Genomic DNA, 13304 nt, shown 5'->3' with positions numbered 1-13304 from the left:
CGATCTCCGGCCGCGGCACGGTGGTGACGGGTCGCGTTGAGCGCGGTGTTGTCAAGGTCGGTGAGGAAGTCGAGATCGTCGGCATCCGTCCGACCTCGAAGACGACGGTGACGGGCGTCGAGATGTTCCGCAAGCTGCTCGACCAGGGCCAGGCGGGCGACAATATCGGTGCGCTTCTGCGCGGCATCGATCGCGAGGGCGTGGAGCGCGGCCAGGTTCTGGCCAAGCCCGGCTCGGTGACGCCGCACACGAAGTTCAAGGCGGAAGCCTATATCCTGACGAAGGAGGAGGGCGGTCGCCACACGCCGTTCTTCACCAACTACCGCCCGCAATTCTACTTCCGCACGACGGACGTGACGGGCATCGTGAAGCTGCCCGAGGGCACCGAGATGGTGATGCCGGGCGACAATGTGACGGTTGATGTCGAGCTGATCGTGCCGATCGCCATGGAGGAGCGCCTGCGCTTCGCCATCCGCGAAGGCGGCCGTACCGTCGGCGCCGGCATCGTCGCTTCGATCACTGAGTGATCGTAGCGACCGAACCAAAATCGCAAAAGGGCAGGCGCCCGATCGTCCCGTAATTCCCCGGGCAGCCTGCAACGATACACCCCGGAAAAGGCAGCTTCGGCTGCCTTTTTCTTTTCGCCGCTTGATGGCGATATGTGAGACTTCCTATATCGGCTCATTGAGGCCCGATATTCTGGACGAGTTGATCGCTTCCCTGCACTCGAGTTCCGGCTATCCGCTCATGGCGATTCCATCCCACCGTATCCATCCGCTCGCGAGCGGTCGGGTCTGGTACATATGAGCCGCCTTTGGCGAGGCCGCTGCGACAAGAGGAGGGCGAAGTTTCTTTCGGCTTGGGAGAGCTTCAGAATTAGACTTGCGGCCCAAGCAAACAGGCACTAGAAGGCGTGCACGAAACAGGCCTTCAAGGTCCTTCTAGGGGTATAGCTCAGTTGGTAGAGCGGCGGTCTCCAAAACCGCAGGTCGGGGGTTCGAGCCCCTCTGCCCCTGCCATCTTCCCATCTCATCGAACGCGATGCCATGAAAAGGCACTTGCGTGTGGAAAGAATCGGAACTATGTAAGGAGCAAGCAGACGGTGCGTGGAGCTGGGGAGCAGCTTTACGCGCCCTTGTCGTATGTGCAGAAGGTGGTGATTCGTTATCTGCATCGCGGCCAGGGTTGCAGCCGGCAAGGAACCGGGTTTCCCGGGTGCTTCAATGACAAATGAGCGATAGATGGCCTCTAGGACCACGAACCCTTTTACTTTCCTCCAGCAGGTGCGGTCGGAGACGGCAAAGGTAACCTGGCCTTCCCGTCGGGAGACTTTTATTTCGACCGCGATGGTGCTGGCATTTGCCGCTTTAGCTGCGTTTTTCTTCTTTGCCGCTGACCAGCTCATGGCCTGGGCAATCGAGTTGATTCTCGGCATCGGCGTCTGAGCCGTCCGGCGACGAAGGGAGTTATTTTTAGATGGCGCGTTGGTATATCGTCCACGCTTATTCCAATTTTGAAAAGAAGGTCGCTGAATCGATCGAGGAGCAGGCGCGCCAGAAGGGCCTCTCCAATCTCATCGAGCAGGTGGTGGTGCCGACTGAAAAGGTTGTCGAGGTCCGCCGCGGCCGCAAGGTGGATGCCGAGCGCAAGTTTTTTCCCGGCTATGTGCTGGTCAAGGCCGATCTGACGGATGCCGTGTTCTCGCTGATCAAGAACACGCCCAAGGTGACCGGTTTTCTGGGTGACTCCAAGCCTGTGCCGATCACCGAGGCAGAAGCCCAGCGCATTCTGACGCAGGTTCAGGAGGGCGTGGAACGGCCAAAGCCGTCCGTCACCTTCGAGATCGGCGAGCAGGTGCGTGTTTCCGATGGCCCGTTTGCCTCCTTCAACGGCTTCGTTCAGGAGGTGGACGAGGAGCGTTCGCGCCTCAAGGTGGAAGTTTCGATCTTCGGGCGCGCTGTGCCTGTCGATCTGGAGTTCGGCCAGGTCGAAAAGACCTGACCGGCTGTTCCGGTTTCCGGAACGAACCGGTGGAAGGAGCGGGTCGCGTAGCCGGCGACCAGAGGTTCCGCACCACCAGACTGCAACCGCCGGCTATCCGATGAAAGACGGGCCGGCATGATGACAAGGCAGATGAGAGATGGCTAAGAAAGTTGCAGGCCAGCTCAAGCTCCAGGTTCCCGCAGGTTCGGCGACGCCGTCGCCGCCCATCGGGCCTGCGCTTGGTCAGCGTGGCATCAATATCATGGAGTTCTGCAAGGCGTTCAACGCGCAGAGCCAGGATCTGGAGAAGGGTTCGCCCATCCCGGTGGTCATTACCTACTATCAGGACAAGTCCTTCACCTTCACCATGAAGACTCCGCCGGTGACCTACTTCCTGAAGAAGGCGGCGAATCTGAAGTCGGGCTCGAAGGAGCCGGGCAAGCAGTCCGCCGGCCAGATTTCGCGGGACAAGGTGCGCGAGATCGCCGAGGCAAAGATGAAGGATTTGAACGCGAACGACGTGGAAGCCGCCATGCGTATGGTGGAAGGCTCCGCCCGTTCCATGGGTCTCGAGATTGTAGGGTAAGGCGATGGCGAAGATCTCCAAGCGTGTGGCCAAGAGCCGCGAAGGTGTCGATCGCAACCGTCTTTATTCTCTCGATGAGGCGGTGAAGGTGATCAAGGAGCGGGCGAGCGCCAAGTTCGACGAGACCGTCGAGGTTGCGATGAATCTCGGCGTCGATCCGCGGCATGCCGACCAGATGGTCCGCGGCGTGGTCAATCTGCCGAACGGCACGGGCCGCTCCGTGCGCGTCGCCGTTTTCGCCAAGGGCGACAAGGCGGACGAGGCGAGGGCTGCAGGCGCCGACGTCGTTGGTGCCGAGGATCTCGTGGAGACGGTGCAGAAGGGCGAGATCAATTTCGACCGCTGCATCGCGACGCCGGACATGATGCCGCTCGTCGGCCGTCTCGGCAAGGTGCTGGGCCCCCGCGGCCTCATGCCGAACCCGAAGGTCGGTACGGTGACTGCGGATGTAGCTGCCGCCGTGAAGGCTTCCAAGGGCGGCGCCGTCGAGTTCCGTGTGGAGAAGGCCGGTATCGTTCATGCGGGCGTCGGCAAGGTCTCTTTCGACGACAAGGCAATCGCCGAGAATGTGCGTGCCTTCGCCGACGCGGTGATCAAGGCGAAGCCCACGGGCGCCAAGGGTAACTACCTGAAGCGCGTCTCGATTACCTCGACCATGGGCCCGGGCCTGAAGGTCGATTTGTCGACCCTCGCGGCTTCGTGATTTTTGCGGGGAGGGTGCTTCCTCCCCGCCCTATTCGGGCCGCAAGGCCCGGATCCGGAGGATTTCCTCCGGACATCCTGTCCGAGATTGCAGGCGGCTCGCCTTAATTCTGATGAAGGGCCTGCATGAGACGGGTAAGACCGGACAAAGGCCTGGGAAACAGGTCGATGAAAGGTTCGAACCGTGTTTGCCTTTTGCTCGAATACCGGCTGGTTGCCGGAGCGGCGAAAGGGGGCAGGATCCTCGAGCGTCGTTCGGGTGATCCCTAACCGGAAAGCCCGGCCGGCAAAAGGCAACCCGGCGCAGCACTCAGTGAGGCGCCGTTAACTGGAGAAGGCTGTGGAAAGAGCGGAAAAACGCGAATTCGTCGCGGACCTGAACCAGGTGTTCCAGAACACCGGATCAGTGGTCGTGGCAACATATGCCGGTCTCACCGTCGCGCAGATGAACGACCTCAGGTCGAAGATGCGTGCGGCGGGCGGGAGCGTCAAGGTCGCGAAGAACCGTCTCGCCAAGATCGCTCTTCAGGGTACTCCGTCCGAAGGCATTCAGGCCCTGTTTCAGGGGCAAACCCTGATTGCCTATTCGGATGATCCGGTTGCTGCTCCGAAGGTCGCGAGCGATTTCGCCAAGGGGAATGACAATCTCGTCATTCTCGGCGGCGCGATGGGCGCGACCACGCTCGACGCTGACGGCGTGAAGGCGCTTGCCTCGCTGCCGTCGCTGGATGAGCTCAGAGCAAGAATCGTCGGCATGATCCAAACGCCGGCGACCCGGATCGCCCAGATCGTCAACGCTCCTGCGGGCCAGCTTGCCCGCGTCGTTGGCGCCTATGCCCGGAAGGACGAGGTGGCGTGAGGCAGTTCCTCACCACCAGAAGCAACACTGTTCGAACACGTAAGGAAATGAAAAATGGCTGATCTTGCGAAGATCGTTGAAGACCTCTCGAGCCTCACCGTCCTGGAGGCGGCCGAGCTTTCGAAGATGCTTGAAGAGAAGTGGGGCGTCTCCGCGGCTGCTCCGGTCGCCGTCGCCGCTGCTGCCGGCGGTGGTGCAGCTCCGGCTGCCGCTGCCGAGGAGAAGACCGAGTTCGACGTCATCCTCACTGACGCCGGCGCCCAGAAGATCAACGTGATCAAGGAAGTGCGCGCGATCACCGGTCTGGGCCTGAAAGAGGCCAAGGACCTGGTCGAGGGCGCGCCGAAGCCGGTCAAGGAAGCCGTGGCGAAGGACGAGGCCGAGAAGATCAAGGCCCAGCTCGAAGGCGCAGGCGCCAAGGTCGAGCTGAAGTAAGCTCCGCAGGCTCCGCGGGCGGATATCCGCCCGCGGGCCAGGCGGAAAGGGATCATGAAAACCTTTTTCCTGAGGGCCGAAAGCGGCTTTCAGGAAACGGGTTTTTCCCCGTTTAGAATGGCCGCTCTCGGGGGCGGCCGGAAGCAGGCAAGCGGCAGGCAAGGAGCGACGATGGCCCAGACCCAGACATTCAACGGTCGCAGGCGCGTACGCAAGTTTTTCGGGAAGATTCCGGAAGTTGCGGAGATGCCGAACCTTATCGAGGTTCAGAAAGCATCCTATGACCAGTTCCTCATGGTCGAGGAGCCCGAGGGCGGGCGCCCCGACGAGGGATTGCAGGCAGTCTTCAAGTCGGTGTTCCCGATCTCTGATTTCGCAGGGACGGCGATGCTCGAATTCGTGAAGTACGAGTTCGAGGCTCCCAAATTCGACGTCGAGGAATGCCGCCAGCGCGACCTCACCTATGCAGCGCCGCTGAAAGTGACGCTGCGCCTCATCGTGTTTGATGTCGATGAGGACACGGGTGCGAAGTCCATCAAGGACATCAAGGAGCAGGACGTCTATATGGGCGACATGCCGCTCATGACGGACAACGGCACCTTTATCATCAACGGCACCGAGCGTGTGATCGTCTCGCAGATGCACCGGTCACCGGGCGTCTTCTTCGACCACGACAAGGGCAAGTCGCATTCGAGCGGCAAGTTGCTTTTCGCTGCGCGCGTCATCCCCTATCGCGGGTCCTGGCTCGACATCGAGTTCGATGCCAAGGACATCGTCTATGCGCGCATCGACCGCCGGCGCAAGATCCCGGTCACGTCCTTGCTCATGGCGCTTGGGATGGACGGCGAGGAGATTCTCTCGACCTTCTACAACAAGCTCACCTTCATCCGTGACGGCGAGAACTGGCGCATTCCTTTCTCGGCCGAACGTTTCCGCGGCATGAAGGCCACCGCCGACATCATCGACGCCGACACGGGCGAGGTGGTGCTGGAAGCCGGCAAGAAGATGACCGCGCGCATGGCGCGGCAGCTTGCCGACAAAGGCCTCAAGGCGATCCGCGCCACCGAGGACGATCTGCTCGGCAACTACCTCGCCGAGGACATCGTCAATATGGAGACGGGCGAGATCTATCTCGAGGCCGGCGACGAGATCGATGAAAAGACCCTGAAGGTTCTGCTCGATACGGCGGGCGGCGAGGTCAATTTCCTCGACATCGACCATGTCAATATCGGCGGCTATATCCGCAATACGCTGGTGGCCGACAAGAACGAGAACCGCCAGGATGCGCTGTTCGACATCTACCGTGTCATGCGGCCGGGCGAGCCCCCGACGCTAGAAACGGCGGAGGCGATGTTCCATTCGCTGTTCTTCGACCCCGAGCGCTACGACCTTTCGGCCGTGGGCCGCGTGAAGATGAACATGCGGCTTGAACTCGATTGCCCCGACACCGTGCGCGTGCTGCGCAGGGAAGATATCGTGGCAGTCGTCAGGACGCTGGTCGAGCTGCGGGACGGCAAGGGCGAGATCGACGACATCGACAATCTCGGCAACCGCCGCGTGCGCTCGGTGGGCGAGCTGATGGAGAATCAATACCGTCTCGGCCTGCTCCGCATGGAGCGCGCGATCAAGGAGCGCATGTCGTCGATCGAGATCGACACGGTCATGCCGCAGGACCTGATCAACGCGAAGCCGGCGGCTGCCGCCGTGCGCGAGTTCTTCGGTTCCTCGCAGCTCTCGCAGTTCATGGACCAGACGAACCCACTGTCGGAGATTACCCACAAGCGGCGCCTGTCGGCGCTCGGCCCGGGCGGTCTTACGCGGGAGCGCGCCGGCTTCGAAGTGCGCGACGTGCATCCGACGCATTATGGCCGCATCTGCCCGATCGAGACGCCTGAAGGCCCGAATATCGGCCTCATCAACTCGCTCGCGACCTTCGCCCGCGTCAACAAATACGGCTTCATCGAGACGCCGTATCGCAAGATCGTGGACGGCAAGGTGACGGAGGACGTCGTCTATCTCTCCGCCATGGAGGAGGCGAAGCACTATGTCGCTCAGGCGAATGCCGTCATCGATGAGAATGGTGGTTTCGCCGACGAGTTCGTGGTCTGCCGCCACGGCGGCGAGGTCATGATGGCTCCGCGTGAGAACGTGGATCTGATGGACGTGTCTCCGAAGCAGCTCGTTTCGGTCGCTGCGGCCCTCATCCCGTTCCTCGAGAACGACGACGCCAACCGCGCGCTGATGGGCTCGAACATGCAGCGTCAGGCCGTGCCGCTGGTGCGTGCTGAGGCGCCCTTCGTGGGCACCGGCATGGAGCCGGTCGTGGCGCGTGACTCCGGCGCGGCGATCGCCGCCCGCCGGACGGGCATCGTCGACCAGGTGGACGCGACGCGTATCGTTATCCGTGCCACGGAAGACGTGGATGCCTCCCAATCGGGCGTCGACATCTACCGGCTGCAGAAGTTCCAGCGCTCGAACCAGAACACCTGCATCAACCAGCGTCCGCTGGTGCGTGTGGGCGACAAGGTCAACAAGGGCGACATCATTGCCGACGGCCCGTCGACGGATCTCGGCGATCTGGCGCTCGGCCGGAACGTGCTCGTGGCCTTCATGCCCTGGAACGGCTACAACTACGAGGACTCGATCCTTCTTTCCGAGCGCATTGTGCGTGACGACATCTTCACCTCGATCCACATCGAGGAGTTCGAGGTGATGGCGCGCGACACGAAGCTTGGGCCCGAAGAGATCACGCGCGACATTCCGAACGTTTCGGAAGAGGCTCTGAAGAACCTCGACGAGGCCGGCATCGTCTATATCGGCGCGGAAGTGCAGCCGGGTGACATCCTGGTCGGCAAGATCACGCCGAAGGGCGAAAGCCCGATGACGCCGGAGGAGAAGCTTCTGCGCGCCATCTTCGGTGAGAAGGCCTCCGACGTTCGCGACACGTCCATGCGCATGCCGCCCGGCACCTACGGGACGGTGGTCGAGGTGCGCGTCTTCAACCGCCATGGTGTGGAAAAAGACGAGCGCGCCATGGCCATCGAGCGGGAAGAGATCGAGCGTCTTGCAAAGGACCGCGACGACGAGCAGTCGATCCTCGACCGCAACGTTTACGCGCGTCTGTCGGAAATGTTGATCGGCAAGGAAGCGATCGCCGGACCGAAGGGCTTCAAGAAGGGTGCTACGCTCACGAAGGAACTTCTGGACGAGTATCCCCGTTCGCAGTGGTGGCAGTTCGCCGTTGAGGACGAGAAGCTGCAGAGCGAGCTGGAAGCGCTTCGGGCTCAGTACGACGAATCCAAGAATGCGCTGCAGCAGCGCTTCATGGACAAGGTCGAGAAGGTGCAGCGCGGCGACGAGATGCCCCCCGGCGTCATGAAGATGGTCAAGGTCTTCGTGGCCGTGAAGCGCAAGATGCAGCCTGGAGACAAGATGGCCGGCCGGCACGGCAACAAGGGCGTTGTGTCCAGAATCGTGCCCATCGAGGACATGCCGTTCCTCGAGGATGGCACTCACGTGGACATCGTTCTGAACCCGTTGGGTGTGCCGAGCCGCATGAATGTGGGCCAGATCCTGGAGACGCATCTGGGCTGGGCATGCGCAGGCATGGGCCGCCAGATCGGCGAGCTGATCGACGCTTATAAGGAGCAGGGCAATATCCAGCCGCTCCGCGCGAAGATCGAGACGCTGATTCCGGACAACGACCGCAACGAGCCTGTCCGTGCCTATGACGACGAAAGCATCGTCCGTCTAGGCGAGCAGATGCGTCGCGGTGTCTCCATTGCCACGCCCGTTTTCGACGGCGCGCACGAATCCGACATCAACCAGATGCTGGAGGAGGCGGGCCTCAATTCAAGCGGGCAGGTGACGCTCTATGACGGGCGGACCGGCGAGGCTTTCGACCGCAAGGTGACCGTGGGCTACATCTATATGCTGAAGCTTCATCACCTGGTGGACGACAAGATCCACGCGCGTTCAATCGGTCCCTACTCGCTCGTCACCCAGCAGCCGCTCGGCGGAAAGGCGCAGTTCGGCGGTCAGCGCTTCGGCGAAATGGAGGTCTGGGCTCTGGAAGCCTACGGCGCTGCCTACACGCTGCAGGAGATGCTCACCGTCAAGTCGGACGACGTGGCCGGCCGCACCAAGGTCTACGAGGCCATCGTGCGCGGCGACGACACGTTCGAGGCGGGCATCCCGGAGAGCTTCAACGTTCTCGTCAAGGAAATGCGGTCGCTCGGGCTCAACGTGGAGCTGGAAAACTCCACGCGCTACGACACGCCGCCGGCGCTGCCCGAAGCAGCCGAATAAAGGCAATACCGGCACGCCGCGGCCAGTCTGCGGCGTGCAAGACCCCTGATGGAGCGGCTTTCGCAACAACGAAGATCGTTTTGCCTTCGGAAGCCCGCCATCGCACCGTGATTAAGGGACGAGGAGTCCCGCAAAGGAGATCGGCATGAACCAAGAGGTCATGAACCTGTTCAACCCTCAGGCGCCGGCACAGACCTTCGATTCCATCCGGATTTCGCTCGCGAGCCCGGAGAAGATCCTGTCCTGGTCCTACGGCGAGATCAAGAAGCCGGAGACGATCAACTACCGCACCTTCAAGCCGGAGCGGGACGGGCTCTTCTGTGCGCGTATTTTCGGTCCGATCAAGGACTATGAGTGCTTGTGCGGCAAGTACAAGCGCATGAAGTACAAGGGCGTCATCTGCGAGAAGTGCGGCGTGGAAGTGACGCTCTCCCGCGTTCGCCGCGAGCGCATGGGCCATATCGAGCTCGCCGCGCCGGTCGCGCATATCTGGTTCCTGAAGTCGCTGCCCTCGCGCATCGGCACGCTGCTCGATATGACCCTCAAGGATATCGAGCGGGTTCTCTATTTCGAGAACTACATCGTGACCGAGCCGGGCCTGACCGCGCTCAAGCAGAATCAGCTCCTCTCCGAAGAGGAGTACATGATGGCCGTCGACGAATATGGCGAGGATTCCTTCACCGCCATGATCGGCGCCGAGGCGATTCATCACCTGCTCGCCAGCATGGAGCTTGAGAAGATCGCAGGCGATCTCCGCTCGGAGCTCGCCTCGACGACGTCGGACCTGAAGCAGAAGAAGCTTCTGAAGCGACTGAAGGTCGTCGAGAACTTCCTCGAATCCGGCAATCGCCCGGAGTGGATGGTCATGAAAATCATCCCGGTCATCCCGCCGGACCTGCGTCCGCTGGTGCCGCTCGACGGTGGCCGCTTCGCGACCTCGGATCTCAATGATCTCTACCGCCGCGTCATCAACCGCAACAATCGTCTGAAGCGGCTGATCGAGCTCAAGGCGCCGGGCATCATCATCCGCAACGAGAAGCGTATGCTGCAGGAGGCCGTGGACGCACTGTTCGACAACGGCCGCCGCGGACGCGTCATCACGGGCGCCAACAAGCGTCCGCTGAAGTCGCTCTCCGATATGCTGAAGGGCAAGCAGGGCCGCTTCCGTCAGAACCTGCTCGGCAAGCGCGTCGACTATTCCGGCCGCTCGGTCATCGTGACGGGCCCGGAGCTCAAGCTGCATCAGTGCGGCTTGCCGAAGAAGATGGCGCTGGAGCTGTTCAAGCCGTTCATCTATGCGCGGCTCGACGCCAAGGGCTATTCTTCGACGGTCAAGCAGGCCAAGAAGCTGGTGGAGAAGGAGAAGCCGGAGGTCTGGGATATCCTGGACGAGGTTATCCGTGAGCATCCCGTGCTCCTGAACCGCGCGCCGACGCTGCACCGCCTTGGCATCCAGGCTTTCGAGCCGGTGCTGATCGAGGGCAAGGCGATCCAGCTCCATCCGCTGGTCTGCACCGCCTTCAACGCTGACTTCGACGGCGACCAGATGGCGGTCCACGTGCCGCTTTCGCTGGAAGCGCAGCTCGAAGCGCGCGTCCTGATGATGTCGACCAACAACATCCTGCACCCGGCTTCCGGTGCGCCGATCATCGTGCCGTCGCAGGACATGGTTCTTGGACTTTATTACCTGTCCATCATGAACCAGAACGAGCCGGGCGAGGGGATGGTATTCGCCGACATGGGCGAGCTGCAGCATGCGCTGGAGACGAAGGTCGTCACGCTGCACACCAAGGTCAAAGGCAGGTTCAAGACCGTGGACGAGAACGGCAATCCCGTTTCCAAGATCTACGAAACGACACCTGGCCGTATGATCATTGGTGAGCTCCTGCCGAAGAACCACAATGTGCCCTTCGACATCTGCAACCAGGAGATGACCAAGAAGAACATCTCGAAGATGATCGACACGGTCTATCGCCATTGCGGCCAGAAGGAGACGGTGATCTTCTGCGACCGCATCATGCAGCTTGGCTTCAGCCACGCCTGCAAGGCGGGCATCTCCTTCGGCAAGGATGACATGGTCATTCCGGAGACGAAGGCGAACCTGATCGCGGAGACCGAAGCGCTCGCGAAGGAATACGAGCAACAGTACAATGACGGTCTGATCACGCAGGGCGAGAAGTACAACAAGGTCGTCGATGCCTGGGCCAAATGCTCCGAGCGTGTTGCCGACGAGATGATGAAGCGCATCAAGGCGGTTGAGTTCGACGATGGCGGACGCCAGAGGCCGATGAACTCGATCTACATGATGTCGCATTCCGGTGCCCGCGGTTCGCCGGCCCAGATGCGTCAGCTTGCCGGCATGCGCGGCCTGATGGCCCGCCCGGACGGCTCGATCATCGAGACGCCGATCATCTCGAACTTCAAGGAAGGCCTGACCGTGATGGAGTACTTCAACTCCACGCACGGCGCGCGTAAGGGCCTCGCCGACACCGCGCTCAAGACCGCCAACTCGGGTTACTTGACCCGTCGTCTGGTGGACGTGGCGCAGGACTGCATTGTCACGGTCAAGGATTGCGGCACCGACAAGGGCCTCACCATGCAGCCGATCGTGGATGCGGGCCAGGTCGTGGCTTCCATTGGTCAGCGCGTTCTGGGCCGCACCGCGCTGGAAGATGTGCTGCATCCGGTCTCGGGCGAGGTGATCGTTCCGGCTGGGCGTCTCATCGACGAGCGGGATGTGGAGGCGATCGAAGCCGCAAGCATCCAGACCGTGCGCATTCGCTCCGCCCTTACCTGCGAAGTCAGGAACGGGGTCTGCGCCACCTGCTACGGGCGCGATCTGGCACGCGGCACGCCGGTCAATCTCGGCGAGGCTGTCGGCGTCATCGCGGCGCAGTCGATCGGCGAGCCGGGCACGCAGCTCACCATGCGTACGTTCCACATGGGCGGCACCGCGCAGGTCGTGGATCAGTCGTTCCTCGAAGCATCCTTTGAGGGCACGGTGAAGATCCGCAACCGCAACGTGGTGCGCAACTCGGATGGCCATCTTGTGGTCATGGGGCGCAACATGGCGGTGCTCATCCTGGACGAAGGCGGTAATGAGCGCGCTTCGCACCGGGTCTCCTACGGCTCGCGCATCTATGTGGACGAGGGCGACAAGGTGAAGCGTGGTCAGCGTATCGCCGAGTGGGACCCGTACACGCGTCCGATGCTGACGGAAGTGGAAGGCACCGTGGCATTCGAGGACCTGGTGGACGGCATTTCGGTGCAGGAAACCACGGACGAATCGACCGGCATCACCAAGCGCGAGGTCATCGACTGGCGGTCGACGCCGCGCGGTTCGGACCTCAAGCCGGCGATCACGATCCTCGACTCCAAGGGCAAGGTGGCGAAGCTGGCCCGTGGCGGCGATGCGCGCTTCCTCCTCTCGGTGGAGACTGTTCTGTCGGTGGACTCGGGTGCAAAGGTCAGGCCGGGCGACGTGATTGCACGTATCCCGACCGAGAGCGCGCGCACCAAGGACATCACGGGTGGTCTGCCGCGCGTGGCCGAACTGTTCGAGGCACGTCGTCCGAAGGACCATGCCATCATTGCCGAAATCGATGGCACGGTGCGCTTCGGCCGCGACTACAAGAACAAGCGCCGCATCATCATCGAGCCGCATGACTCGACGCTGGAGCCGGTTGAGTATCTCATCCCGAAGGGCAAGCCGTTCCATCTTCAGGACGGCGACGTCATCGAGAAGGGCGACTTCATTCTGGACGGCAATCCGGCGCCGCACGACATCCTGGCGATCAAGGGCGTGGAAGCTCTGGCTTCCTATCTCGTCAACGAGATCCAGGAGGTCTACCGGCTGCAGGGCGTGTTGATCAACGACAAGCACATTGAGGTGATCGTTCGCCAGATGCTGCAGAAGGTCGAGATCACGGCTGCGGGCGATTCGACCTATATCCCCGGCGACCATGTGGATCAGGTCGAGTTCGACGAGATCAATGACCGTTTGATCGAGGAAGGCAAGAAGCCTGCGGAGGCTCAGCCGGTGCTGCTCGGCATCACCAAGGCTTCGCTGCAGACGCCGTCCTTCATCTCCGCCGCCTCCTTCCAGGAAACGACACGCGTGCTGACCGAGGCGGCCGTTGCCGGCAAGATCGACACGCTGCAGGGCCTGAAGGAGAACGTCATCGTCGGCCGCCTCATCCCGGCGGGCACCGGTGGTGCGATGGCGCAGATCCGCCGCATCGCCCGGTCGCGCGACGATCTGATCCTCGACGAGCGGCGCAAGGAGTCCGGCGTGGAGATGGTCAATCCTGTCCTCGCAGACATGACCGGCCAGCCGGCCGAGTAACGGCCGGCCGCGAACAAAACAAAAAAGCCGCCGGTCAAACCGGCGGCTTTTTTCTTGAGGAACTGGCTCAAAGCAGAACGGATAGA

The 13304-nt window shown here is 61.8% G+C and carries 9 protein-coding genes and 1 tRNA gene; all 10 read left to right on the top strand.

What is annotated here, in order from left to right; all coding sequences use genetic code 11:
* Window positions 1–527, top strand: a 527-nt coding sequence (locus CHEJ32_RS0119050; protein ID WP_028035216.1) for an EF-Tu/IF-2/RF-3 family GTPase, incomplete at its 5' end; no start/stop codon positions are given.
* 416 nt (window positions 528–943) lie between these two features.
* A tRNA-Trp gene (locus CHEJ32_RS0119045) sits at window positions 944–1019 on the top strand.
* A 222-nt stretch (window positions 1020–1241) separates the two neighbouring features.
* Window positions 1242–1445: a preprotein translocase subunit SecE gene (gene secE, locus CHEJ32_RS0119040; RefSeq protein ID WP_028035215.1), complete on the top strand. Its 204-nt coding sequence runs from the start codon at window positions 1242–1244 to the stop codon at window positions 1443–1445.
* A gap of 31 nt (window positions 1446–1476) precedes the next feature.
* Window positions 1477–2001 (top strand): transcription termination/antitermination protein NusG, encoded by a 525-nt coding sequence (gene nusG / locus CHEJ32_RS0119035; RefSeq protein WP_028035214.1) that lies wholly within the window; start codon window positions 1477–1479, stop codon window positions 1999–2001.
* 139 nt (window positions 2002–2140) lie between these two features.
* The gene (gene rplK, locus CHEJ32_RS0119030; RefSeq protein WP_028035213.1) at window positions 2141–2569 is read left to right on the top strand and encodes a 50S ribosomal protein L11; all 429 of its coding nucleotides are present in this window, start codon (window positions 2141–2143) and stop codon (window positions 2567–2569) included.
* Between the two features lie 4 nt (window positions 2570–2573).
* On the top strand, window positions 2574–3272 hold the full coding sequence (rplA, locus tag CHEJ32_RS0119025; protein WP_028035212.1) for a 50S ribosomal protein L1: 699 nt from the start codon (window positions 2574–2576) through the stop codon (window positions 3270–3272).
* Between the two features lie 339 nt (window positions 3273–3611).
* Complete coding sequence (gene rplJ, locus CHEJ32_RS0119015) at window positions 3612–4130, top strand: 50S ribosomal protein L10 (protein ID WP_028035211.1); 519 nt, start codon at window positions 3612–3614, stop codon at window positions 4128–4130.
* Window positions 4131–4184: 54 nt separating this feature from the next.
* On the top strand, window positions 4185–4565 hold the full coding sequence (gene rplL, locus CHEJ32_RS0119010; RefSeq protein ID WP_028035210.1) for a 50S ribosomal protein L7/L12: 381 nt from the start codon (window positions 4185–4187) through the stop codon (window positions 4563–4565).
* Between the two features lie 171 nt (window positions 4566–4736).
* Window positions 4737–8873, top strand: coding sequence for a DNA-directed RNA polymerase subunit beta (gene rpoB, locus CHEJ32_RS0119005; protein ID WP_028035209.1), 4137 nt, complete (start codon window positions 4737–4739; stop codon window positions 8871–8873).
* 145 nt (window positions 8874–9018) lie between these two features.
* Window positions 9019–13218 carry a DNA-directed RNA polymerase subunit beta' gene (gene rpoC / locus CHEJ32_RS0119000; RefSeq protein WP_028035208.1) on the top strand — a complete coding sequence of 1400 codons (4200 nt, stop codon included), beginning with the start codon at window positions 9019–9021 and terminating at the stop codon, window positions 13216–13218.
* The last annotated feature ends 86 nt before the right edge of the window (window positions 13219–13304 follow it).

The sequence above is a fragment of the Chelativorans sp. J32 genome (assembly GCF_000518985.1).
GTDB lineage: Bacteria > Pseudomonadota > Alphaproteobacteria > Rhizobiales > Rhizobiaceae > Chelativorans.
Note: the sequence above shows the minus strand (reverse complement) of the source record. Positions and strands in the feature narration are given on the sequence as shown.